At 32.3% G+C, this 24,666-nt stretch carries 23 protein-coding genes and 1 pseudogene; 21 read left to right on the top strand and 3 right to left on the bottom strand.

What is annotated here, in order from left to right:
* Positions 1–46 precede the first annotated feature (46 nt).
* Positions 47–726, bottom strand: a pseudogene (gene aqpZ / locus CW733_RS09685) (aquaporin Z).
* A gap of 216 nt (positions 727–942) precedes the next feature.
* Here aqpZ and CW733_RS09680 point away from each other — a divergent pair.
* The 6 genes from CW733_RS09680 to CW733_RS09655 all read left to right on the top strand — a co-directional run bounded on the left by CW733_RS09680 (position 943) and on the right by CW733_RS09655 (position 7,120).
* Positions 943–1,146: a membrane or secreted protein gene (locus CW733_RS09680; protein ID WP_100996993.1), complete on the top strand. Its 204-nt coding sequence runs from the start codon at positions 943–945 to the stop codon at positions 1,144–1,146.
* Positions 1,147–1,152: 6 nt separating this feature from the next.
* A complete protein-coding gene (locus CW733_RS09675) occupies positions 1,153–2,265 on the top strand; it encodes a glycosyltransferase (protein WP_100996992.1) in 1,113 nt (370 codons plus the stop codon).
* Positions 2,256–2,801 (top strand): RNA polymerase sigma factor, encoded by a 546-nt coding sequence (locus CW733_RS09670; RefSeq protein WP_100996991.1) that lies wholly within the window; start codon positions 2,256–2,258, stop codon positions 2,799–2,801. Before CW733_RS09675 ends, CW733_RS09670 begins: the two co-directional genes overlap by 10 nt.
* A gap of 170 nt (positions 2,802–2,971) precedes the next feature.
* Positions 2,972–3,853, top strand: a complete 882-nt coding sequence (lipA, locus tag CW733_RS09665) for a lipoyl synthase (protein ID WP_100996990.1) — start codon at positions 2,972–2,974, stop codon at positions 3,851–3,853.
* Positions 3,854–4,870 (top strand): type I glyceraldehyde-3-phosphate dehydrogenase, encoded by a 1,017-nt coding sequence (gap, locus tag CW733_RS09660; protein WP_100996989.1) that lies wholly within the window; start codon positions 3,854–3,856, stop codon positions 4,868–4,870.
* Positions 4,871–4,900: 30 nt separating this feature from the next.
* Positions 4,901–7,120: an ATP-binding protein gene (locus CW733_RS09655; protein ID WP_100996988.1), complete on the top strand. Its 2,220-nt coding sequence runs from the start codon at positions 4,901–4,903 to the stop codon at positions 7,118–7,120.
* Here CW733_RS09655 and lpxK read toward each other — a convergent pair.
* Positions 7,117–8,121 carry a tetraacyldisaccharide 4'-kinase gene (gene lpxK, locus CW733_RS09650; protein WP_100996987.1) on the bottom strand — a complete coding sequence of 335 codons (1,005 nt, stop codon included), beginning with the start codon at positions 8,119–8,121 and terminating at the stop codon, positions 7,117–7,119. The two genes, CW733_RS09655 and lpxK, sit on opposite strands and share 4 nt — an antisense overlap.
* Positions 8,122–8,200: 79 nt before the next feature.
* On the opposite strand from lpxK, the gene CW733_RS09645 reads away from it, so the two are divergent.
* The 4 genes from CW733_RS09645 (at position 8,201) to CW733_RS09630 (ending at position 12,920) form a co-directional block, all read left to right on the top strand.
* Positions 8,201–9,295 (top strand): Nif3-like dinuclear metal center hexameric protein, encoded by a 1,095-nt coding sequence (locus tag CW733_RS09645; RefSeq protein ID WP_100996986.1) that lies wholly within the window; start codon positions 8,201–8,203, stop codon positions 9,293–9,295.
* Positions 9,296–9,298: 3 nt separating this feature from the next.
* Entirely contained in the window at positions 9,299–10,078 is a 780-nt protein-coding gene (locus CW733_RS09640; RefSeq protein ID WP_100996985.1) for a zinc ribbon domain-containing protein, read from the top strand.
* A gap of 162 nt (positions 10,079–10,240) precedes the next feature.
* Positions 10,241–10,906 (top strand): peptide-methionine (S)-S-oxide reductase MsrA, encoded by a 666-nt coding sequence (gene msrA / locus CW733_RS09635; protein WP_100996984.1) that lies wholly within the window; start codon positions 10,241–10,243, stop codon positions 10,904–10,906.
* Positions 10,907–11,033: 127 nt separating this feature from the next.
* Positions 11,034–12,920: a T9SS type A sorting domain-containing protein gene (locus tag CW733_RS09630; RefSeq protein ID WP_100996983.1), complete on the top strand. Its 1,887-nt coding sequence runs from the start codon at positions 11,034–11,036 to the stop codon at positions 12,918–12,920.
* On the opposite strand, the gene CW733_RS09625 is transcribed toward CW733_RS09630, so the two are convergent.
* Positions 12,917–13,717: a bifunctional 2-polyprenyl-6-hydroxyphenol methylase/3-demethylubiquinol 3-O-methyltransferase UbiG gene (locus CW733_RS09625; RefSeq protein ID WP_100996982.1), complete on the bottom strand. Its 801-nt coding sequence runs from the start codon at positions 13,715–13,717 to the stop codon at positions 12,917–12,919. The genes CW733_RS09630 and CW733_RS09625 overlap by 4 nt on opposite strands.
* 154 nt (positions 13,718–13,871) lie before the next feature.
* On the opposite strand from CW733_RS09625, the gene CW733_RS09620 reads away from it, so the two are divergent.
* The 11 genes from CW733_RS09620 (at position 13,872) to CW733_RS09570 (ending at position 24,666) form a co-directional block, all read left to right on the top strand.
* Entirely contained in the window at positions 13,872–14,522 is a 651-nt protein-coding gene (locus tag CW733_RS09620) for a hypothetical protein (protein WP_100996981.1), read from the top strand.
* A 17-nt stretch (positions 14,523–14,539) separates the two neighbouring features.
* The gene (gene kynU / locus CW733_RS09615) at positions 14,540–15,805 is read left to right on the top strand and encodes a kynureninase (protein WP_100998758.1); all 1,266 of its coding nucleotides are present in this window, start codon (positions 14,540–14,542) and stop codon (positions 15,803–15,805) included.
* Positions 15,806–15,809: 4 nt separating this feature from the next.
* The gene (locus tag CW733_RS09610; RefSeq protein ID WP_157811565.1) at positions 15,810–16,370 is read left to right on the top strand and encodes a hypothetical protein; all 561 of its coding nucleotides are present in this window, start codon (positions 15,810–15,812) and stop codon (positions 16,368–16,370) included.
* Positions 16,363–17,760: an NAD(P)/FAD-dependent oxidoreductase gene (locus CW733_RS09605; protein ID WP_100996979.1), complete on the top strand. Its 1,398-nt coding sequence runs from the start codon at positions 16,363–16,365 to the stop codon at positions 17,758–17,760. The genes CW733_RS09610 and CW733_RS09605 overlap by 8 nt, the downstream gene beginning before the upstream one ends.
* 92 nt (positions 17,761–17,852) lie before the next feature.
* A complete protein-coding gene (locus tag CW733_RS09600; RefSeq protein ID WP_055435764.1) occupies positions 17,853–18,257 on the top strand; it encodes a RidA family protein in 405 nt (134 codons plus the stop codon).
* Positions 18,258–18,336: 79 nt separating this feature from the next.
* Complete coding sequence (locus CW733_RS09595) at positions 18,337–19,776, top strand: aldehyde dehydrogenase (protein WP_100998756.1); 1,440 nt, start codon at positions 18,337–18,339, stop codon at positions 19,774–19,776.
* Between the two features lie 10 nt (positions 19,777–19,786).
* The gene (locus tag CW733_RS09590) at positions 19,787–21,118 is read left to right on the top strand and encodes a short-chain dehydrogenase (RefSeq protein ID WP_100996978.1); all 1,332 of its coding nucleotides are present in this window, start codon (positions 19,787–19,789) and stop codon (positions 21,116–21,118) included.
* Positions 21,119–21,241: 123 nt separating this feature from the next.
* A complete protein-coding gene (locus CW733_RS09585; RefSeq protein WP_100996977.1) occupies positions 21,242–22,024 on the top strand; it encodes an SDR family oxidoreductase in 783 nt (260 codons plus the stop codon).
* A 228-nt stretch (positions 22,025–22,252) separates the two neighbouring features.
* Positions 22,253–22,780 (top strand): 3-hydroxyanthranilate 3,4-dioxygenase, encoded by a 528-nt coding sequence (locus CW733_RS09580; RefSeq protein WP_100996976.1) that lies wholly within the window; start codon positions 22,253–22,255, stop codon positions 22,778–22,780.
* Positions 22,781–22,884: 104 nt separating this feature from the next.
* Positions 22,885–23,970: an amidohydrolase family protein gene (locus CW733_RS09575; protein ID WP_100996975.1), complete on the top strand. Its 1,086-nt coding sequence runs from the start codon at positions 22,885–22,887 to the stop codon at positions 23,968–23,970.
* A gap of 54 nt (positions 23,971–24,024) precedes the next feature.
* Positions 24,025–24,666, top strand: a complete 642-nt coding sequence (locus tag CW733_RS09570) for an O-methyltransferase (protein ID WP_100996974.1) — start codon at positions 24,025–24,027, stop codon at positions 24,664–24,666.

Here is a 24,666-nt window from a genome sequence, read left to right as displayed (position 1 = left end):
CATAAATATTTAGGAGGCTCTTTTTTCTATAAAAATGTTATGTAATTTAATCGTTATTTGGAGCCATAAATTTATAAACAATACCTGCTAAAATAGCACCAACAATAGGAGCCACCCAAAACAACCATAACTGTCCCATTCTTCTGCTCCTGCAAATATTGCAACAGCTGTACTTCTTGCTGGATTAACAGATGTATTTGTAACAGGAATACTAATTAAATGTATTAGTGTTAACGCTAAACCAATAGCCATGCCTCCAAATCCTGGAGAAGCATTTTTATGAGTTGCACCAAGAATAACAATTAAAAACATAAAAGTCATTACAACTTTGGTTACTAATGCTCCAACTAATCCAAAGTTTACACCATAAACATTAGCATCGTAAAAATTAGTTGCAAAAGCACCAGGATTTGAATCAATACCAGTAAAATCTACCGAGCTACTTACAATTAAATATAAAACAACTGCGCCAACTGCGCCACCAATTACTTGAGCTACAATATATCCTGGTAAATCTTTACCATCAAATCTCCCACCCATAAATAAACCAATAGAGACTGCTGGATTAAAATGACCTCCCGAAATATGACCCAATGCATAAGCACCTGTAAGAACTGTAAGACCAAAGGTAAGAGATACTCCAATAAGGCCAATTCCAACATCTGCAACACCAACTGTTAGTACTGCGCTTCCACAGCCACCAAGCACTAGCCAAAAAGTTCCAATAAATTCTGATAATAGTTTTTTATAATGTTAATTTATTTAAAGTTTTGACAGTCAATTTTTTTTATATTACTTACTTGTAAAATAAAAGAAATGTGTGTTTTTTATAAAACACGTTTAAACACATAAATATCTGCTATAAAACCGAATCTACATCGTGCTATAAAATGATATAAAACTATTATCTTTGCATTATTATATTTTTAAATAAAAAATAACGTGAAACTTTTACTACTTACTTTAGCATTATTAGGAATTGCAGTTGCAGGAATCGCAATAAAAATTTGGGCAAAAAAAGACGGTAAATTTGCCGGAACTTGCGCTAGCCAGAATCCAATGTTAAATAAAGATGGAGACGCATGTGGCTTTTGCGGAAAAACTCCAGACCAATTCGAAAACTGCGACGATACTCAACACTCGTAATATTTTATGATGTTACTTGACGTTATATTCTACAGCTTTGTTGTTGTAGCATCTATTCAAGTAGTTTACTATGGTGTGCTTTTTGGTAGTTTCTCTTTTAAGGATTCAGAAAAGCGAAAAACAAAAAACAGTCCTATTTCTGTACTAATATGTGCTAAAAATGAAGCCAAAAACTTAAAGCGCTTTCTACCCTCTATTCTCAGTCAAAGCTATTCTAATTTTGAAATCGTTTTAATAAACGATGCTTCCATTGATAATACACTAGAAATCATGGAAGATTTTGCAGGAAAACATGACAAGATAAAAATTGTTAATGTAAAAAATATTGAAGCCTTTTGGGCAAATAAAAAGTACGCGCTCACATTAGGTATAAAAGCTGCAAAATACAACCATTTATTGTTTACAGATGCAGATTGTAAACCTGTTTCTAACCATTGGATTAGTGAAATGTCTTCTCATTTCAATAATAAAAGCACCATCGTTTTAGGTTATGGAGCTTACCATAAAATTAAGAATTCGTTTTTAAATAAGTTAATACGATACGAAACATTATTAACTGCTATTCAATATTTTTCGTTCGCAAATCTAGGCATCCCTTTTATGGGTGTTGGTCGTAATTTAGCGTACAATAGAGAAGAATTTTTTAAAACTAATGGCTTTATAAGCCATATTGATGTTCGTTCTGGTGACGACGATTTATTTATTAACGAAGCTGCCAATTCTAAAAACACATCAATTTGTTACACAAAGGAAAGTTTTACAACATCTAATCCTGAAACAAATATTAATCAGTGGTTTAGGCAAAAGCGTCGCCATGTTTCTACTGCCAATAGGTATCAGTTTAAGCACAAAGCACTATTAGCTTTGTTTTATATCTCACAAGTTTTGTTTTGGGTGCTTTCAATTCTATTGTTAAGCATTCAATTTTATTGGCAATTTGTTATAGGCTTAGTTCTATTTAGATTAGTAATTCAGTATTTATCTGTAGGCTCTTCAGCAAAAAAATTAAACGAAATGGATCTTATTTATTTACTTCCTTTTCTCGAACTGTTTTTAATTGGCTTCCAATTAACTATATTTATCGCAAATCTTATATCAAAACCTAAGCATTGGAAATAAAAGAAGCTATCACAAAAGCAAAACAGAACAACCAAAAAGCATTCAATTTTTTACTTGATGAATATTGGGATTACGTTTATGGGTTTCAGTTAAAGCGTGTCACAAACGAGCATGATGCTGAAGACATAACCATACAAACCTTCTCAAAAGCTTTTGATAAAATCGATAAGTTTGATGAGAAATATGCTTTTAAAACATGGCTGATTACCATTTCTAAAAATATTCAAATTGATTTACAACGAAGAGAAAAAAGCTCTATCTATTCTAAAATTATAGATCATGAAGACGATAAAGTCTATCGCGTTATGGACGACTCGCCTTCACCAGAGGACAAGTTAATTACAGAGCAAAATCTTGCAAAGTTACTTCGCGATATAAAAAAGCTAAAACCACATTATCAAGAGGTGATTAATCTTCGTTATTTTCAAGAATTAAGCTACACAGAAATTAGTAAAGAACTTAATGAACCAATGAATAATGTTAAAGTTAAGCTGCTTAGAGCTAAAAAATTATTGACAGAAATTATTAAAAGATAGTGCTTTTACTTAAAAAACCTGGTCTAGGCTTGTTTTTTCAGGAGCAGCTGGAGCATTATAATTAGTATTTACGAAGCATTTTAGGTGTTGTTTCTCTTATTGGGTTTAGTGTGTGGTATCTTATAATTTTATAGAATACTTTGTATCTTTGTAGTTCGAAAGAAAAACTTATGAGCACAGAAACTCCTTCAACTATAGCACCAAAAGAAAGACAGCCAAAACCAAAATGGTTACGTGTAAAATTACCCACGGGAAAAAAATATACTGAACTTCGTGGTTTAGTAGATAAGTATAAATTAAATACTATTTGTGCTTCTGGTAGTTGCCCAAATATGGGAGAATGTTGGGGAGAAGGTACAGCAACCTTCATGATTTTAGGTAATGTTTGCACACGTTCTTGCGGTTTTTGTGGTGTAAAAACCGGTAGACCAGAAACGGTAGACTGGGATGAGCCAGAAAAAGTATCGCGCTCAATTAAGATCATGAAAATTAAACATGCAGTATTGACTAGTGTTGATAGAGACGATTTAAAAGACATGGGAAGCATTATGTGGGCAGAAACCGTAAAAGCGGTTCGTAGAATGAATCCTGAAACCACACTAGAAACTCTAATTCCAGATTTTCAAGGTATAGAGAAACACATAGATAGAATTATTGAAGTAGCTCCAGAAGTAGTATCACACAATATCGAAACTGTAAAACGTTTAACACGAGAAGTTAGAATTCAAGCTAAATACGAACGTAGTTTAGGTGTTTTAAAATATTTAAAACAGCAAGGACAACGTAGAACAAAATCTGGTATTATGTTAGGTTTAGGCGAAACACGTGAAGAAGTGATTGAGACCTTACACGATTTACGTGCTAACGATGTAGATGTTGTTACCATTGGTCAATATCTTCAGCCAAGTAAAAAACATTTACCTGTAAAAGAATTTATTACTCCAGATCAATTTAAAGAGTACGAAGAAATTGGACTAAGCTTAGGTTTCCGTCATGTAGAAAGTAGTGCATTAGTGCGCTCATCTTACAAGGCTCAAAAGCACATAAATTAAATGATTACGGTTGCAATAAATGGTTTTGGTCGCATAGGACGTCGCGTTTTTAGGCTGCTACAACACAACAAAAGCATAAAAGTTGTTGCTATTAATGATTTAGCAGACGCTAGAACTTTAAGTCACTTGCTAAAATACGATAGTATTCACGGTGTTAATAAAGATGAAATTTCCTATACTGAAAATAGTATTTTAGTCAATAAAAATGAAGTTGCCCTTATAAACGAAAAGCATCCTAAAAACATAAATTGGAAACCTTTTAATCCAGACTTTGTTATTGAAGCTACAGGGAAATTTAAAGCGACTAAAGATTTAGAATTTCATTTAAAAAATGGTGCTAAACGCGTTATTTTAAGTGTTCCACCAATTGATGATGATATAAAAACAATTGTTTTAGGAACCAACGAGGACATTTTAGATGGAACCGAAACAATAATTTCTAACGCCTCATGTACTACAAATAATGCAGCACCAATGATTGCTATTATTAACGAACTTTGCGGTATTAATCAAGCATATATTACAACTATTCACTCCTACACCACAGATCAAAGTTTACACGATCAACCACATAGAGATTTACGTCGTGCACGAGCAGCAGGACAATCCATAGTGCCAACAACAACAGGAGCAGCAAAAGCTTTAACCAAAATTTTTCCAGAATTGGCAAACGTTATTGGTGGTTGTGGTATTCGAGTTCCTGTTGCTAATGGTTCACTAACCGATATTACTTTTAATGTAAAAAAAACAGCTTCAATAGAAACTATAAACGCGGCTTTTAAAAAAGCTTCTGAAGGCAAATACAAAGGTGTTTTAGAATATACTGAAGATCCAATTGTATCTATTGATATTGTTGGAAATTCGCATTCTTGTATTTTCGACTCTCAAATGACTTCGGTTATAGGAAATATGGTTAAAATTATTGGGTGGTACGATAATGAAACAGGTTACTCTAGCCGTATTATTGACTTGATTGTCAATTTATCGAAAAAAAAACCACCTATGTCGGTTAAATAATTATATTTGTTTTTGAAAAATTATGCAATAATGTCACAATTTCGCAATATACTTTATATAATATTTTTGTTTTTTGGAGTACTTGCAAACGCGCAAGAGCTTACATCAAAGGAACTTGATGCGCTTCAAGCAAAAGTAAATGTAGATCTTTCTTTTGCTCAAGAAAGCATTGAAAATTCTCATTATTTTCAAGCTAAAGGCAATTTGGAAAACGCTTTAGAAAACGTTAAAACTCTTAATGATAAAAAGAGTTTAGGATTAGTGTATTCTAAACTAGGGAAAATTCAATATCTACTAGAAGAGTATAATCAAGCGACTGCCACGCTTATTAAAGCAATGGAGTTACAGCGTTTAGCAAAAGATAATATTAATATTGCAGAGACCTATAAAACGCTTGGAGATGTTTATATGATAACAGCTAAGCACGAAAAAGCTTTGGATTATTATAAATCTGCTGAAACACTATTTAACCAAGAAGACCTACAGCAATACGAAACAGAAGCTATTTTAAAAAAAGGACAAGCCTATTTAGCTTTAGAAGATTTTAAAAATGCCGAAAACACCTTTAATAATGCTATTTCATTATCTCGACGCTTAAAATTAAATAAATTATTAAGTAGTAGTTTAATACATTTAGGTGAAGCACAAGCAAAAAACGGAAGCTTAGGTTTGGCTCTAAAAAATGCCAACGAAGGTTTCACTATTGCAAAGGAAAATAAAATGTTTGATGTTCTAAGTACAGGATATTTAACATTAAGTATGTTACATGAAGCAGATGGAGGCTACAAACTTGCAAATAAATATTTGAAATCGCATTTAAAATTATCCGACTCATTAATTAATGCAAAAAGAGTTTTGGTTTCTCCAGAAAGGAGAAGCGAATTTATAGTTGCAAATGGAATCGAGTATCAGAAAGATAGCAAGGTAGATTTAAAAGAAGAGGCTGGTACAAGTACATTTACTCAATTAATTACAATTTTAAGTATTGCACTTATTACTATCCTTTCTCTACTGACTTTATCGTTGTACAAAAACAATAATATTAGACTAAAATCTAACAACGTTTTACATAAAAAAAATAGCGAATTAATAGTTAGTAAAGAGAAAGCTGAATTAGCCTCTAAAACAAAAGCCAACTTTTTATCTACAGTAACCCACGAATTACGGACACCTCTATATGCTGTTACAGGATTAACAAATATGCTTTTAGACGAAGATCCAAAACCTGAGCAAATACAACACTTAAAGTCATTAAAATTTTCTGGAGATTACCTTTTAACTTTTATTAACGACATCCTTCAAATTAATAAAATTGAAGCCAATAAAGTTGAAGTTGAAAACGAAGTTTTTAATTTAAAAAAGAAAATAGCCAATGTTATTTCTGCCTTAAATAATTCTGCCGTTGGAAACAATATTAAAATGCATTTCGAGTTTGATGACAGTTTACCTAATAATTACAATGCAGATCAACTTAAAATTTCTCAAATATTAATTAACCTTATTGGTAACTCTATTAAATTTACTAAAGATGGAGATATTTGGGTTCGTGCTGTGAAAATTAACGAAAACAAAGGACTCTATAATGTTCGTTTTGAAGTTCAGGATAATGGTATTGGAATTAGTAAAGAAAAGCAAGAGCACATGTTCGAGAGTTTTTCTCAAGGCTCAATTCAAATAAACAGAAAATATGGAGGAACTGGTTTAGGGCTTTCTATTGTAAAAGGCTTAATAGACATATTAAAAGGTAAAATATATCTTAAAAGTGAGCTTGGGCAAGGTTCTTCTTTTTTCTTCGAATTACCTCTTGAATTTGCAGAAGAAGCTATAGAAAAAGAACAAATAAGTTACTTTAAAGGCATAAGTGATGTGGAGCTAAGCGATATTAAGATTCTTGTGGTTGAAGATAATAAAATTAACCAAATGATTACCAAGAAGATCTTAAACAAAATGAAGCTTAATTGTGAGGTTGTAGAAAATGGAGAAGATGCAGTAGAAAAAGTAAAAGCCAACAAATATGATGTTGTGTTAATGGATATTCATATGCCAGGAATTAGTGGTATCGAAGCTACTAAAATCATTAGAGCCTTTAATGAAAATCTAACTATTTTTGCACTTACAGCTGTAACTATCGAAGATAAAATGGTGGAATTTGAAGAGGCTGGTTTTACAGATATTATTAGTAAACCGTTTAAACAAGAAGATTTCGAAAAGAAACTGTTTGATGCTTTAATACTTAAAGAAAACGCTTAATCTTCAATTTTAGTTTTTACTAATTCATTGAAAATGTTTTGATTATCTATTACTATTTCTATTGGTAAATAATAGAGTTTACTACTTAAATTATCCTCTGTAATTAATCTTACGTAATCTTTTTCAGTAGTAATAATTAAATCGTTTTTAGATAATGTTTCAATCTCTTTTTTAGAAAAATCGTGATGATCGCTATATTCTAAATGATTAAAACTTAATCCTTCATTTCTTAAAAAATCAACCAAAGGCTTTGCAGTAGCAATTCCGGTAACAAGCGTAAAATCTTTTAAATCTTTTAAAGCAATAGTGTTATTTAATCCAATAACTTCATTAGCATAAGTAATGCTGCTAAAAAAAACACTTTGATGTGTTTTAGGCTTCAATTTAGACTCAATATTATTTTTTTCTTCTTTAGATAAATCACTTGGACATTTGGTAACTACAATAATTTGCGCACGTTTTGCACCTTGTCTTGGCTCACGTAAATTACCTGTTGGTAAAACAATATCCTTGTAGTATAAATTAGAATAAGTAGTCAATAAAATATTAAGTTTTGCTTTTACTTTTCTATGCTGAAAAGCATCATCCAAAACAATTAAATTGGGCTGTTTATTAAGGCCTCTAAGATTATAAATACCGTTTTGTCTGTCTTCATCTACCGAAACCTGAATGCATTCTTTAAATTTAGTATAAAACTGAAAAGGTTCATCCCCTAATGTTTTAGCCGAAGATTCTTGGGAAGCTAACATGAAACCTTTGGTTTTTCTGCCATAACCTCTGCTTAAAGTAGCCAAGCTATAGTGGTCTTTTAATAACCGTATTAAAGACTCTACCATTGGAGTCTTTCCTGTACCTCCAGCGCTTAAATTTCCAACGCAAATAACTGGGAAATCGTAAGATTTGGAAGTCTTTATACCTAAATCGTATAACTTATTACGTAACCAAGTAATAACGTAGTAAAAGGGAACAATAGGGAATAATAAGACTCTAATAAATTTCATTAATAAGGTTTAAGCTTAACGAAAGTAAAAATTTTATATTTGTTAAACTGAAATTCAATTAACCAATTCCTGAAAATATATGATAATTCAAGATGTTATTAATCATTTAGAAGATTTTGCACCTTTGGCTTATGCCGAAGATTTCGATAATGTAGGCTTGCTTGTAGGAGATAAAAACACTAAACTTATCGGAGTTTTAGTAACCTTAGACACTCTCGAAGCTGTTATAGATGAGGCTATCGAGAATAATTGCAACCTTATTGTAAGTTTTCATCCTATAATTTTCAAAGGCTTAAAAAAGCTTACAGGTAAAACGTATGTAGAGCGCACTGTACAAAAAGCGATAAAAAACGACATTGCTATTTATGCCATTCATACAGCATTAGACAATCATATAAATGGTGTAAACGACATGATTTGTGACCAACTAGGACTTTTAAATCGAAAAATATTAATTCCAAAAGCTGAAACTATAAAAAAACTAACCACTTATGTTCCAAAAGTTGAAGCTGAAAACTTAAGACAAGCCGTTTTTAATATTGGAGCAGGAAATATTGGTAATTATAGCAACTGTAGTTTTAATATTGAAGGCGTAGGTACTTATAAAGGCAACCAAAACTCTAATCCAACAAAAGGAAATAAAGGAAAGACTCATTATGAAGAGGAAACCCAGATTAGTGTCACCTTTACCAAACATTTAGAAACAAAAGTTCTAGACACATTATTTAAAAATCATTCTTACGAAGAAGTAGCTTACGAAATTACAACCTTAGAGAATAAAAATCAGAATATTGGAATGGGAATGGTTGGGAATTTAACAAAACCAATGTCCGAAACTGATTTTTTCACCTTTTTAAAAGATAAAATGAAAACAGGAAGTATTCGTCATTCAGAATTTAGAAATAAACCCATTCAAAGTGTTGCAGTCTTAGGTGGCTCTGGTAGTTTTGCAATTGAAGCAGCAAAGTCACTAAAGGCCGATGTTTATGTTACTTCCGATCTAAAATATCACGACTTCTTTTCTGCAGAAAATACTATTGTTTTAGCAGACATTGGGCATTATGAAAGTGAGCAATACACAAAAAACGGTTTAGTAGCGCATCTTACAAAAAAAATTAGTAATTTTGCAATCGTTTTATCGACGACAAACACCAATCCTGTTAAGTATTTTTAAAATATGGCAAAGAGTAAAGAAATAAGTGTAGAACAACGTTTAAGAGCTTTATACGATTTACAACTAATCGATTCTAGAATCGACGAAATAAGAAATGTTCGTGGAGAACTACCTCTTGAAGTTAGCGATTTAGAAGATGAAGTTACTGGGTTAAAAACAAGATTAGCTAAACTTGAAGACAATTTAGCATCTACAGATTCTCAAATTAGTGATAAAAAGAACCTAATTGAGGAAGCTAAAACTTTAATAAAAAAGTATAGCGAGCAACAAAAAAATGTTAGAAATAACAGAGAATTTAACTCGATAACTAAAGAAGTAGAGTATCAAGAACTAGAAATTGAGCTTGCTGAAAAACACATTAGAGAGTTTAAGGCGCAAATTGATCAGAAAAAAGAAGTTGTTGACAAAACTAAAGCACATGCAAAGGAACGTGAAACACACCTTAAGCATAAGAAAAGTGAGTTAGACGCTATTTTATCTGAAACTGAAAAAGAAGAAGAAGCGCTAATTAAAAAATCTGAAGATTACAAAAAGAAAATTGAAGAGCGTTTAGTAAAAGCGTATCATCGTATTCGTACTAATGTAAAGAACGGTTTAGCTGTTGTGCCAATAGAAAGAGGTGCAGCTGGTGGTTCTTACTTTACTATTCCGCCACAAGTACAAATGGAAATCGCTGCTCGTAAAAAAATTATTACAGATGAGCATTCTGGACGTATTTTGGTTGACGAAGTTTTAGCTGATGAACAAAAAGCAAAAATGGAGAAAATGTTTAAAAAACTATAATCCCATCTTAAATTATATTAAAAAGCCTTCATGAAAATGAAGGCTTTTTTTGCTTTATATCCAATTGAGTAACGCCATTATTTAACAAAATTTTAAATAACTCTCTGTAATACCTATGAGGTTTTTTCGACTAATTTTAGAACATTTTTATTAAAATAGCTTATGAAAAAGATAATACTGTTAGTTATAATAAGTTTAGTGTTTAGTTGTGAAAACACTGCTCAAAACAAAGAAAGCAAAACAAATAAGCAATCTGTAAAAATAGCTAAACCCATAAAAGTCCCTTTAGAAAACGCAATGGCTAAAGCTTATTTTGCAAGCGGTTGTTTTTGGTGTGTAGAAGCAGTTTACGAAAGTGTTAAAGGTGTAGAAGAATCTATTAGTGGTTATGCAGGTGGACACACTAAAAACCCAACATACCAAGCGAGTAACACTGGTAGAACAGGTCATGCAGAAGCTGTGGAAATAATTTACAGCCCTAAAATTGTAAGTTTCGAAACCTTAGTAGATGTGTATTTTGCTTCACAAAACCCAACACAAGTTAATGGTCAAGGTGGAGATAGAGGCTCGCAATATCGTTCTATTATTTTCTATCAAAACGAAGAGCAGAAACAAATTATTGAAACTAAAAAAGCAACATTAGCTAAAACTTTAAATGCTATAATTGCAGCAGAAGTATATCCTTTTCAGAAATTTTGGATTGGTGAGGATTATCATCAAAATTACGAAAAGCGTCACCCAAATAATTCTTACATACAAAATGTTTCTATTCCCAGATTGAAGCGTTTTCAAGCTAAAATGCCTGAGGTTTTAAAAGATAAGCATTAATATTTTTTGTGTTTCATCGGTTAAATAAGTTGTTTTGTCGAGAAGAGTAATCTGGAATTGAACAAATGATCGTTTTGTTTTTAGTAAAAGTATTTTTGTTTTACTACTTGTTTAAACCCAGATTAAAATGAAAAAAATATTACTATTAACTATAGTTTCAGCTTTTAATACTATAGCATTTGCACAGAATGCAGACTTAATTCTTACTGTAGATTGGCCACAATGGTCAACAGAAAATAAGGTAGAACTATACAGTCCAGACAACACGTTATTGCAAACAATAGACAATGGTTATGATGGAAGTGGAGCTGCTGCAAACCCATATAATGAAAGCACTATACCTGTAAGTTATTCTATTGATGCATCAACAACTACTGGGTATTATGTGATTGTTTACGATACTTATGGAGATGGATGGAATGGAAGTGGAACTTTAAATATAACTTCAGATGGTGTAAGCGCATTAGTATTTGATGGAAATTTTGATACAAGCGCATCCAGTTCAGAAATAACTCAAACTATATATTTTGCTGTCGTAAACCCAATACTTCCTCAACCAGGAGACTCAGTGTTTGACGAAAGCGGTAATAATTATATAGAATACATAAAAGGAAATCTACCAATTATTATATCTGCACCTCATGGAGGAACAATTACTTCTGGCTCATTACCTAACAGAAGTTGTGGTACTGTAGAACCAGATGATAATACAGTAATATTAATTAGAGCTGTACAAGACGAAATTTTTGCACAAACTGGTGGTTATGCTCATGTTATAATTAACAATCTAAATAGAATAAAATTAGATCCTAATAGAGAGCAAAATGAAGCAACTTGCAATAACCTAGCTGCCGGAACAAACAATCCATTATATTATTGGAATGCTTGGCATAGTTTTATTGATGAAGCTAGTGCTTCTGTTGAAGCTAATTGGGGAAAAGGACTATACATCGATTTACATGGTAAAAGCCATGACGAACCAAGAATAGAAATTGGTTATGCTATTTCTAGAACTGATATTAATAATACAACATCTGGATACTTAAATACTGTAATTGAATCAACAATTACCAGTTTAGTTAACGATAATATTGGCAACTTAACACAAGAGGATATCGTTACAGGAGTTAGTAGTTTGGGAGCGCTATTTCATAATGCGCCAGGGACTTACTATGCTAGTCAAAATTATCCAGGTTGTGGTAGAAATGGGACAAATGGCTATAGAGCAACACCTAGCAATTTTAATAATGGAGGAGCGAGTTGTAATGATAGACGACCAAACAATACCAATTATTTTTCTGGATTCTATTATAATAACGAAAGACATGGTTCAGGTGCAGGAGCAAATGATGGACTTGGTGGTGGTGGAACTGTAGACGGAATAATGACTGAGGTAAACCGTCGCGTTCGAGATGTAGGAAGTACTTTGGAGCCGTTTGGCATTGATTATGCAAATGTAGTTCTTGAGTTTATTGATACACATTATAACGATTTTACTGGTTTTGCTTATAGTAATACAACTTATAATAATATTGTAGATTCAAATCCAACACCTGCTTTAACTACAGGAGTGTCTGGAGGATTATATACTAGTTCACCAGTAGGGTTGTCTATAGATACAGCAACAGGAACTATAGATTTAATGGCGTCTACACCTGGTAACTATGCAGTAGTTTATTCTGTAGGACCAAGTTCTGCGGCAAGTGCGCCAAATAGATATTACAAGTCATCACAAACTTTGGAAATCACGAGTAGTACTTTAAATATAGTCGACTTTTATATAGAAGATTTTAAATTATTTCCAAATCCAACAACGAACACAATACAATACCAAGCCAATAGAGAAATTTCTAAAGTAAAAGTGTTTAATTTATTAGGTCAGGAAATGGATTCTGTAAATACTAACGCAAGACAAGCGACATTAGATTTGTCAGATTTAGCTTCAGGCTCATATATGCTATCGTTCTTTATAGAAGGTCAATTAGTGAGCTCAAAACTAGTTGTTAAAAACTAAAATTTATTCGCTTTAATTTCAAAAATAAGAGGATATAATTTATCCTTTGTAACATAATTACCCGATTTGGTTTCGACTAATTCGGGCAATACGTTATAAGGACTTTCGTTATGCTCATTTAAATATTCAATTTTCAGACCAGCTCCGGTTAAAGCGTTTATTACTTCGCTTAAACCATGATTCCAGCCATATTCTTTACTCATCATTTTTGAGTTTTCGTTTGCATAAGTACCTTCATACTCCTCATAGATTACTTCATCTTGCATATAGCCATATTTCATAATTGGTTTACCTTCTAAATAATCGAACATCCAAACAATAGGATGAAATTCTGCCATGTAAAACACACCTCCTTTTTTAAGTTTTTTTGCAATCATTTTTCCCCAAGGCTTTAAATCTGGCAACCAACCAATAACACCGTAACTAGCAAAAACAATATCGAAAGTATCTTTAACGTACTTTGCTGTATCAAGTACATTACAACAAACAAAATCAGCATCTAAATCAAGTTCTTTATTAAGTTGCTGCGCTAATTTTATGCCTTCATCACTCAAATCTATTCCTGTACATTTTGCTCCTAATCTGGTCCAACTTAAAGTATCTTGACCAAAATGACATTGTAAATGCAACAAAGATTTTCCGTTAACATCTCCTAAAGCATCAAGTTCGTATTGCATTAAGGACGTTTTTCCCTTTTTAAAAGCTTCCATTGCGTACATATCGCTTTTGGCATGTACTTTTACTTTGTCATTCCAGGTCGCTTTATTGGCGCTAAAATATTCTGAATTATTACTCATAATCTCACAGTTGATTTGTTTCATGTGTTTATATTTATTCCTTTTATGGTCACATGTTGTTCGCTATTAATCATTTCTTTTTACAATCAAATTTTAACCAAGCTCGTTTCAAAACTAATTAATATTTCTTAGCTTTGAAAGAAAACCAAAAACCATGTACAGATTATTAATTATTTGCTTGCTTATTTTTTCGTCTTGTAAAAAAGAAACGCCTCAAAAAGAATATACGTTAGCCCAAAAAATAGCTAATGCACATGGTTTCGAGAATTGGGATAAAGTAAAAGAATTTTATTTTTCATTTAACGTAGATAAGGATAGTTCTCATTTTGGCCGCTCATGGATTTGGAAACCAAAAGCTAATGAAGTAACGATGCTTACCCAAAAAGATACGATTACTTACAAGACCTATAAAATTGAACAAGAAAGTTTAGAAGCAGATCGTGCTTTTGTAAATGATAAATATTGGGCATTATTCCCTTTTCAATTAGTTTGGGATACTAGTGCAACTCTTGGAGAAACTTCTAAAGCAGCAGCTCCAATTAGTGAAAAACAACTTAATAAAGTTACATTAACTTATCCAGCTGATGGTGGTTATACTCCAGGAGATGCTTACGATATTTTTTATGATGACGATTACACTATTCAAGAATGGACTTTTAGAGAAGCTAATGGAAAGGAAGCTTCTATGATAAATACTTTTGAAAACTATAAAGATTTCAATGGAATAAAAGTAGCTCAAGATCATAAAAAAAGTGAAGGTAATTGGAACCTAAACTTTACAAACATAAAAGTAATTACAGAATAATATCTAAAACCAACCAAGTGTCAAACTATAATTTAGGCAGCGATTACGCTAAGCAATTAGATAAAGAAGATAAAATATCACATTATAGAGATCAATTTCATATTCCAAAAGATAAGGATGGAAACGATTGGTTGTACTTTACAGGTAACTCTCTTGGTTTGCAGCCAAAAGCTACAAAAGAATACATTAAGCAAGAATTAGACGATTGGGCTAATTTTGGAGTAGAAGGTCATTTTGAAGCCAAGAATCCTTGGATGCCTTACCATGAATTCTTAACAGAATCTATGGCAAAAATCGTTGGTGCAAAACCTATTGAAGTAGTTATAATGAATACCTTAACTACCAACTTGCATTTGTTAATGGTTAGCTTTTACCAGCCTACAAAAACCAAATACAAGATTGTAATTGAAAGTGATGCATTTCCTAGCGATAGATATGCAGTACAAACACAATTAGAATTTCATGGTTTTGATGCAAATGAAGGTGTTATAGAGTGGAAACCCAGAAAAGGCGAAGATCTTTTAAATATTGAAGATTTAGAAACTATACTTGAACAGCAAGGAGACGAAATTGCATTACTACTAATTGGAGGTGTAAACTATTACACAGGACAATATTTAGACATAAAGAAAATTGCAGAACTCGGTCATGCAAAAAACTGCATGGTTGGTATCGATTTGGCGCATGGAGCAGGTAATATTAAACCAGATTTTCATGAGTCTGGAGTAGATTTCGCAGCTTGGTGTACTTATAAATATTTAAATTCTGGACCAGGAAGTTTAGGAGGTCTTTTTGTGCACGAAAAACATGCACATAATAAAGACTTAAAACGCTTTGCTGGGTGGTGGAGCCATAATAAATCTACGCGATTTAATATGCGACAACCATTAGACGTTATTCCGGGAGCCGAAGGTTGGCAACTTAGTAATCCTCCAATTTTATCTATGGCAGCAATTAAAGCATCTTTAGATATGTTTAATGAAGTTGGAATGGATGCACTTCGCGAGAAGTCTGAAAAACTAACAGGTTATTTCGAGTTTTTAATAAATGAACTTAATAACGATAAAATTAAAATCATCACACCTTCTAATCCCAAGGAAAGAGGTTGCCAGCTTTCTATACAAGTTAAGAACGCTGATAAAAATTTGCATAAAAAATTAACCGAAGCACATATAATTACAGATTGGAGGGAGCCAGATGTTATACGTTGCGCTCCTATTCCGCTTTACAATACTTTTGAAGATGTATATAGAATGGTAGAAACTCTTAAAACGCTATTATAACAAAATGATTAAAAAAATCATATTAGTTTTAATGTCTCTTTTCTTAGTGTGGCAATCTTATAGTATACTAAGTGTAATAGATAAAATAGAAATAAACTCTTGGTGGTTTACAATAATACTAGCTTTTGTAATTAATTTATTTATTACAGGAATTTTTGCCTTTTTAGGATTTGCTTTACCAACACAAGAATTAATTTCGAATTCTTATTATAAAGTTTCAAATCCCAAAAGATTAAAAAAAACATACACCTTTTTAAAAGTGGCCATTTTTAGAAAGTTTTTATTAACCACATTTTGGAGAAGTAAAAAGCAGCAAAGAAAATATTTTAATGGAACACTAGAAGGTATTACAACTTTAGAAGTTCAATCTAAAAAATCTGAATTCGGTCATTTAATACCTTTTGTTGTTATTATAGCAATTAGCATATATTTTATTATTTTAGGGTTAATTACATTAGCAATAATTACTGTCGCAATAAATATTATAGGAAATTTATATCCAATTATATTACAAAGGCATCATAGAATGAGAATACAAATTTTAAGAAAAAGAATGCATGCATAAAAAAGAAAACATACTAATTATAGGAGCTGGACTTTGTGGTTCTTTACTAGCATTACGTTTAGCTCAAAGAGGTTACACTGTAAACGTATACGAAAGTAGACCAGATTTACGTACTACAGATATTTCTGCAGGACGATCTATAAATTTAGCACTTTCAGATCGTGGATTAAAAGCCATGCGTCTTGCAGGTGTTGAAGACAAAGTAAAACCACTCTGCATACCAATGTATGGTCGTTTAGTTCATGATGTTGAAGGCAACACATTTCCTTCAAATTATTCTGGTCGTGATAAAGAATATATTAATTCTATATCTAGAGGAGAGCTAAACGGGTTACTACTTACTGAAGCCGATAAATATGAAAATCTAACCATTCATTTTAATAAAAAATGCAATGGTATTGATATAGAAAAGAACACTGCGGCTTTATACGACTACCAAACTAAAACGGAATTTGAAGTAAAAGGTGATGTCCTTTTTGGAACAGATGGAGCTGGTTCTTCATTAAGAAAAAGCTATTATTTAGAACGTAAATTTTTATTTAGCTACTCGCAAAACTACTTAACACATGGTTATAAGGAATTAGAAATCCCTGCTTCAAAAGAAGGAACTCACTTAATTAGTAAAGACTATTTGCACATTTGGCCAAGAGGAGAGTATATGCTTATTGCATTGCCAAATTTAGATGGAAGCTTTACAGTAACACTATTTTTAAGTTATGAAGAAGGAAAATATAATTTTAAAAACCTTACTACAGAAGACGCTATAAAGGAATTCTTTAATACACAATTTCCAGATGCATTAGCATTAATACCGAATATAGCCGAAGAATTTTCTAACAACCCAACTGGTGCCTTAGGAACAGTAAAATGTTCGCCTTGGCATTACAAAAACAAAAATGTTTTATTAGGAGATTCTGCACATGCTATTGTTCCTTTTTACGGACAAGGTATGAATGCATCTTTTGAAGATGTAACCGTTTTCGATGCTATTTTAGATAAACACGAAGGCGATTGGGAAACCATTTTTAAAGTCTACGAAAAAACTAGAAAAGCAGATACAGATGCCATTGCAGATTTAGCAATAGACAATTATTACGAAATGCGTGATCATGTTGCTAATCCTATTTTTAAAGAAAAACGTACTATTGAAATGGCTTTAGAAAAAGAATTTCCAAACGATTATTTTTCAAAATATTCTATGGTAACTTTTAAAGAAGATATTCCGTATCACGAAGCTATGACAAAAGGAAGAGCACAAGACAAAGCTATTTTAAATTTATTAGTAAATAAAGAAATTACTACAAGCGAAGATTTAAATAGTATCTTAAAAAAAGTACAACAAGAAACCGAAGCGATTTTGCAAGATGATAAGATTGCTGGATTGAAATAGGCTTGTCATTCCTGCCTTCGCAGGAATAACAAAAAGAAAGAAGAATTTAAGCTAACATTAAAAAGATTCCTGCCTTCGCAGGAATGACAAATATGGAAGGAACAAAGGTAACACCAAGAGGAGCATATCCACACGTAAAACAAGTGGGCGATTTCATTTTCGTTTCAGGAACAAGTTCTCGTAGAGCAGATAACAGTATTGCTGGAGTTGATATTATCGACGAAATGGGAACCAAAAAACTAAACTCCTACACACAAACGCAAGAAGTTTTAAAAAACATAGACACCAATCTTAAAAAAGTTGGAGCCAGTTTAAAAGACGTTGTAGATGTTACTTCATTTTTAGTAAACATGAATGACTTTGCAGATTACAACAAAGCTTACGCTGAGTTTTTTGACAAAGAAACTGGGCCAACCAGAACAACTGTTGCAGTACATCAATTACCACATCCCGATTTGGTGGTGGAGATTAAGGTTATGGCTTATAAGAAATCTTAACTGTCATTCCTGCGAAGGCAGGAATCCATAATAAATGATAATTAAAAAGTAGATTCCTGCCTACGCAGGAATGACAAATATGGAAAACATAAAAAACTACATAAATGGAAAATTTATGCTTCCCATTGCTAATGGGTGGATAGACAACTACAATCCTAGCAATGGAGAAGTTTACGGGCAAATTCCTAACTCGACAAAAGAAGATGTAGAAAACGCATATATAGCTGCAAAATCTGCTTTTCCTAGTTGGTCACAAACTAGTATCGAAGAACGTAGTAGAATACTAATAAAAATTTCAGAGTTAATAGAAGCCAATTTACAACGCTTCGCGGAAGCAGAAAGTAAAGACAACGGAAAACCTATTAGCTTAGCAAAAGCAGTAGATATACCAAGAGCAGCAAGTAACTTTCGTTTTTTCGGAAATGCAATCACACAGTTTGCAAGCGAAAGTCACGAAAGCGTTGGACAAGCCATAAATTACACCTTACGTCAACCTATTGGTGTTGTGGGTTGTATTTCACCTTGGAACCTTCCACTTTATTTATTTACATGGAAAATCGCTCCAGCAATTGCAGCAGGAAATTGCGTGGTTGCCAAACCAAGCGAAGTAACACCAATGACCGCTTATTTATTAGGTGAGATTTGTAACGAAGCAGGACTCCCAAAAGGTGTTTTAAATATTGTGCATGGACTTGGCGGCTCTACAGGACAAGCCATTATAGAACATGAAGACATAAAAGCAATTAGCTTTACAGGAGGAACAGCAACAGGAGCGCATATTGCAAAAGTAGCAGCTCCAATGTTTAAAAAATTATCGTTAGAATTAGGAGGCAAAAACCCAAACATCATTTTTGCAGATTGCGATTATGATGATATGTTAGACACAACAGTACGTTCATCATTTGCCAATCAAGGACAGATTTGCTTATGTGGAAGCCGCATTTTTGTGGAAGCTTCTATTTACGAGAAATTTAAAAAAGATTTTGTTGTCAAAGTGAAGGCTTTAAAAGTCGGGCATCCATCTGAAGCTTCAACTAATATTGGAGCATTAGTATCCAAACCACATATAGAAAAAGTAAAAGAATATATAAATATCGCTAAAGCGGAAAATGGAACAATCCTTTGCGGAGGAAATGAAGTGACTGTAAAAGGTTATGAAAACGGTTACTATCTAGAACCTACAGTTATTGAAGTTCCAAACGATGAATGCAGAGTGAACCAAGAAGAAATTTTTGGACCTGTAGTTACCATTATGCCTTTTAATACAGAAGACGAAGTCTTAAAAATGGCAAATAAAGTAAAGTATGGTTTGTCTGCAACACTATGGACAAACAACTTAAAACGTACCATGAAAATGAGTAACGAATTACAAGCTGGTATAGTTTGGGTTAACACTTGGATGATGCGCGATTTGCGTACACCTTTTGGTGGTGTAAAAGCTTCAGGAGTTGGACGTGAAGGTGGTTTTGAAGCCTTACGCTTTTTTACCGAAGCTAAGAATGTTTGTATAAAATATTAGTCCATTAAAAATGAGAAAAGTAATATTTATATTCATACTAATTTTATGTAGTTGCTCTACAGAAGATAAAACAGATGAGGCACTTATAGAAAAAGATAAACAGACACTTATTGAAAATCTAGATGCTGGAAAAGTAGCAGGTTATAAGTTTGGTAAAATATTAATTAGAGCATCTGCAAAGAAGGACTCTACCTTTTATTCGCAAGACGAAACTAAAATAGATGCAGAAGAATTTATAAAGTTTAAAACCAATTTAGATAATACATTTAAAAAACTAGAGAAGCTAAGTGAAAATGAAGAGCTCTCAGTTTTGGAGTATATTTCTATATATCGCGATTATAAAAAAATGCAAGATTTTATAATGGAAACAGATGAAGATTTGTTCCCAACACTAACCGAAGCATTAAATAATACATATGGAGATTCATCTCAAAACGAACCTTATTTAACAGGTCTTAAAAAGAAAGAAGCAGAGGCTTTTGAGCATGCTATTTTAAGTGCAATTGTTTTATTAAGTAAAGATTTGGGTAAAGAAGTTGCTTTGTATGAATGCTCAAAAACACAACCCGAATTTTTAGCAGATTCAGAACTTAAAACACTTATTCAATATTTTAGAGGTTTTGTTTTTTTTGAAAAAGGATTAAACTACCTTTCTGAAGATGAGATTACCAGAAATATAAATTGGCTCGATGAGAATCAAGATGTAGATTTACCTTTAACAAGAGCAATGTTTAAATGGGGAAATTTAGATAACAAACAAACACATATTGGTTTTCATTCTATAAATCATCTATTCAGAGGTTTTAATAGACTTATGATGGATAGAGAAATAGATGAGCAACGAGCACTTGAAGATTTTGAGGTGTTTTTATCCGATTCAAAAAAACTAGGAGTAGATAATGAAATTGTTTGGTCTATTGAAACTTATTTATATCTTAAAAATGAAGACAACGAAAAAGCAATAGTATCGCTACAAAAATTAAAAACAAGTGTATTTGTATCTAGTAGTGATAAAACTAATATTGATGAGTCGATAGACTATTTAAAAAACAGAGAACCAGACAAAGTCTTAAATGGTTTTTATGATAAATATTTTTTAAGTAAAATAGCAACAAAATATATCTTTTCAATATTATCTGCTATTGATTGGGAAAAAGTATTAATTGAAAATGATGTTTCGCATACCAAAGAAATTTTTGAAATGATAGAGACTTTAAAAATACTATCACAAAAAATAGATGATCAATTAAGCGGTAAAGCATTAGAAGAAGCAGGTGAATCGTTAAAAAATAAAAGTAATAGCTTATTTAATAAAGCAAAAGGGCTATTTTATGATGAGTAACTGAGCTTATAAAATTAAAATAAAAGATCTCCTCTAGTGTAGTCGTGAGGTTTAAAACTAAAAAATAATTATCAATTGAAAGCAAGGTTTCGACTGCGCTTGACAAGGTATAAAACTTATATTATGAATCTAAACTTAAACAATAAATACGCATTAGTTTGCGGAAGTACAGCAGGAATAGGAAAAGCAACAGCAATGGCATTAGCCGAAGAAGGTGTGCAAGTAACGCTTATTGCTAGAAACGAAGATAAATTAAAAGCGACTTTAAAAGAGTTACCACAACATAGAGACCACAATTACATAGTTGCAGATTTTTCTGATCCTTCGGAATTAAAATATAAAGTTTCAGAATATGTTTCTAATCATCATGGCTTTCATATTTTGGTAAATAATACTGGTGGACCAAAAGGAGGGCCTGCTTTTTCTGCTCACGTAGATGAATTTGAAGCAGCTTTTACACAACACTTAAAATGCAACCATGTATTAGCACAAGCGGTTGTTCCGTTTATGAAAGATGAAAAATTTGGTCGTATTATTAACGTTATTTCAACGTCTGTTAAACAGCCTTTAGATGGTCTTGGTGTAAGTAATACCATTCGTGGTGCAGTTGCCAATTGGAGTAAGACGTTAGCTAACGAGCTTGGACAGTTTGGTATTACTGTAAATAACGTGTTGCCAGGAGCAACAGGAACAGATCGTTTGGCTGAAATTATTAAAAACAAATCGGCTAAATCTGGAAATACAGAAGAGGAATCTGCAAATACCATGAAAAGTGCAGTACCTGCAAAACGTTTTGCTAAGCCAGAAGAATTAGCAGATGCTATTACGTTTCTAGCGAGCGAGCGTGCAGCATATATTAACGGAATTAATCTTCCGGTTGATGGCGGAAGAACGAAGTCTTTATAATTATATCTGTCATTGCGAGATTTTTTCTTTTTAAAAAATCGTGGCAATCTGTTCAATTATCATTAATTTTATTGAATTGATTAATTTGCGTTAAGGATAGAAGTGGCATCCTTTTTTGCCTTTCGCAAAAAAGATATAACAAATAGCCTGACCCTTTTTAGGGTAACGCCCAAAATATATTAAAATCCTAAATTTAGCTTGGGATGATAAAAACATAAAATTTGTATTATGAGTAAATTAGTTTCTCCTTTAAATTTTAAAGCCTGGATTGAAGAAAATAGACACCTTTTAAAACCACCTGTTGGCAATAAATGCGTTTGGAAAGATGGCGATTTTATTGTTATGGTTGTTGGTGGACCAAATAATAGAAAGGATTACCACTATAACGAAACACCAGAGTTTTTCTACCAGCTAGAAGGCGATATGGTTTTAAAAATAATGGATGGAGACACACCTAAAGATGTGCATATTAATGAAGGTGATATTTATTTATTACCTCCTAAAGTACCGCATTCTCCGCAACGTGGTGAAAACACAGTAGGCTTAGTAATTGAGTATCCTCGATCTAAAAAAATGAAGGATGCTTTAGTTTGGTATTGCGAAAATTGTAATGAAAAACTATATAAGAAAAAGTTTAAACTTGATAATATTGAAACTGATATGCCAGTGATTTTTGATAAGTTTTATAACAATGAAGAAAAACGTACTTGTAAAAAATGCAGTACAGTTATGCAACCACCAAGTAAAATAAAGTAGATTAAACAAAAACCAACCTGTCATTGCGAGCCTTTTTTTGCGGCAATCTGTTTAATAAAACGGAATGACATTAATAAGATTCCTGCCTTCGTAGGAAAGACAAAATGGAAAAACGTAAACTTAGAATTAACGGTCACTCACATCTATTACCTTATCCAGAGGAAATCCCTCAGTTTATGCAAGACAAAGAAATTTTTTGGGTGGATAAAGATCGAAAATTCATGCTTCAAAAAGATTGGAACAGACCAATTACAGATTCTAGTTTTTTTTTAGATGAAAAACTAGCTTGGATGGAGCGTTTTAAAATTGACCATGCAGTTGTTTTAAACTTATCGCAATTATATGGTAACGGTTTGCGTGTGGAAGAAATGAAGCAGGCTCTTAAGTTTCAAAACGATTTTAATGCTAAAGTACAGCGAGAAAACCCAAGTAAATTTACTTGTGGTTTTGTGGTACATCCTGGTTTTGTTCGTGGAGCGTGCTGGGAAATTGAACGTTGTGTAGAAGAGTTAGGTCTGCAATTGCTTTGTTTGCCAACTCATTATATGGATACTATTGGAACTTGGCGTTGTATTTTTGATGAAGAAAATGAGCCTATTTTTGAACTGGCTAATAAATATAATTTAGCTGTAGAAATTCATCCTTACGATGGTGAGAAATTTATAAAATTAGAAAACACGTCTTGGCGTTTTCATTTAATATGGATGTTAGCACAATGTGCAGATGCATACCACTTTTTAACTTTAAACGGTTATCAAGACAAGTATCCAAATATGAGAACTTGTTTTGCTCATGGTGGACAATTAGCACAAATAAATTTAGGACGACGTATTCAAGGTTTTGATGGTAGACCAGATTTATTTGAAGGGAAAAGCCATCCCAGAAAAGCGGTTGGACATAAAAACATCTTTTTCGATACTTTAGTACACGATACTGGCGGATTAGATTTATTATTAAAAAACCAAGGTTCTAAACAAGTTTTAATGGGACTTGATGATCCTTATCCTTTAGGAGAAATGGAAAGTGAAAAACAAAGTTCTTATCCTGGTAAAATTTTAGATTTAGCAATAGAAAGAAAAATTATTACAGAAACAGAACGTGATGCTATTTGGGAAGATAACGTTATACAATGGTTATGTGGAGACGATCAAGCAGCTAAAGATAAATTAGTAAAACGAATTTTAGGTTAATTTAAAAAACAGATGTTGTAAGGTTTTAACACCTTCAATATCTAGTAAATATACATGCATTTTATACCAGAAAAATTAGACGACTACGTAGTAGCGCATTCTGAAAACGAACCCGAATTACTACAACAATTAACACGCGATACTTTTAGGAAAATATTACAACCTCGCATGTCTAGTGGACCTTATCAAGGTCGTGTTTTGAGTATGATTTCTAAATTAATTAATCCGAAACATATTCTAGAAATAGGAACTTTTACCGGTTATTCAACTTTGTGTTTGGCCGAAGGTTTACAACTTAACGGAACTCTTGATACTATAGATATAAATGAAGAACTCTTTGATTTTCAACGTGAGTTTTTCGATAAGTCTGAATACGGAACACAAATAAATCAGCATTTAGGAAACGCTTTAGAGATTATTCCGGAGCTTAATAAAACCTTTGATTTAGTTTTTATAGATGCCGATAAGGATAACTATGTTAATTATTTCAACTTAATTATCGATAAAATGAATCCTGGTGGAATTATATTATCTGATAATGTTTTATGGAGCGGAAAAGTAATTGAAGTGCTTAATCCTAAAGACAAAATGACGAAAGCTGTTTTAGAATATAACACACTTTTAAAAGAAGACAAAAGAGTAGAAACGGTAGTTTTACCTATTCGTGATGGCTTAACTATTAGTAGAAAATTGTAA

The organism is Lacinutrix sp. Bg11-31 (genome assembly GCF_002831665.1).
Classification (GTDB): Bacteria; Bacteroidota; Bacteroidia; order Flavobacteriales; family Flavobacteriaceae; genus Lacinutrix.
The sequence above is the reverse complement of the archived record's forward strand: the minus strand, read 5'-3'. Positions and strand labels throughout refer to the sequence as shown.

Coding starts and splice junctions, on each gene's coding strand:
- CW733_RS09645 (WP_100996986.1), top strand. CDS start 8,201: ATGATAATTCAAGATGTTATTAATCATTTAGAAGATTTTGCACCTTTG.
- CW733_RS09655 (WP_100996988.1), top strand. CDS start 4,901: ATGTCACAATTTCGCAATATACTTTATATAATATTTTTGTTTTTTGGA.
- CW733_RS09585 (WP_100996977.1), top strand. CDS start 21,242: ATGAATCTAAACTTAAACAATAAATACGCATTAGTTTGCGGAAGTACA.
- CW733_RS09620 (WP_100996981.1), top strand. CDS start 13,872: ATGTACAGATTATTAATTATTTGCTTGCTTATTTTTTCGTCTTGTAAA.
- lipA (WP_100996990.1), top strand. CDS start 2,972: ATGAGCACAGAAACTCCTTCAACTATAGCACCAAAAGAAAGACAGCCA.
- CW733_RS09600 (WP_055435764.1), top strand. CDS start 17,853: ATGGAAGGAACAAAGGTAACACCAAGAGGAGCATATCCACACGTAAAA.
- CW733_RS09575 (WP_100996975.1), top strand. CDS start 22,885: ATGGAAAAACGTAAACTTAGAATTAACGGTCACTCACATCTATTACCT.
- gap (WP_100996989.1), top strand. CDS start 3,854: ATGATTACGGTTGCAATAAATGGTTTTGGTCGCATAGGACGTCGCGTT.
- lpxK (WP_100996987.1), bottom strand. CDS start 8,121: ATGAAATTTATTAGAGTCTTATTATTCCCTATTGTTCCCTTTTACTAC.
- CW733_RS09605 (WP_100996979.1), top strand. CDS start 16,363: ATGCATAAAAAAGAAAACATACTAATTATAGGAGCTGGACTTTGTGGT.
- CW733_RS09610 (WP_157811565.1), top strand. CDS start 15,810: ATGATTAAAAAAATCATATTAGTTTTAATGTCTCTTTTCTTAGTGTGG.
- CW733_RS09675 (WP_100996992.1), top strand. CDS start 1,153: ATGATGTTACTTGACGTTATATTCTACAGCTTTGTTGTTGTAGCATCT.
- msrA (WP_100996984.1), top strand. CDS start 10,241: ATGAAAAAGATAATACTGTTAGTTATAATAAGTTTAGTGTTTAGTTGT.
- CW733_RS09590 (WP_100996978.1), top strand. CDS start 19,787: ATGAGAAAAGTAATATTTATATTCATACTAATTTTATGTAGTTGCTCT.
- CW733_RS09580 (WP_100996976.1), top strand. CDS start 22,253: ATGAGTAAATTAGTTTCTCCTTTAAATTTTAAAGCCTGGATTGAAGAA.
- CW733_RS09625 (WP_100996982.1), bottom strand. CDS start 13,717: ATGAGTAATAATTCAGAATATTTTAGCGCCAATAAAGCGACCTGGAAT.
- CW733_RS09570 (WP_100996974.1), top strand. CDS start 24,025: ATGCATTTTATACCAGAAAAATTAGACGACTACGTAGTAGCGCATTCT.
- CW733_RS09630 (WP_100996983.1), top strand. CDS start 11,034: ATGAAAAAAATATTACTATTAACTATAGTTTCAGCTTTTAATACTATA.
- CW733_RS09595 (WP_100998756.1), top strand. CDS start 18,337: ATGGAAAACATAAAAAACTACATAAATGGAAAATTTATGCTTCCCATT.
- CW733_RS09640 (WP_100996985.1), top strand. CDS start 9,299: ATGGCAAAGAGTAAAGAAATAAGTGTAGAACAACGTTTAAGAGCTTTA.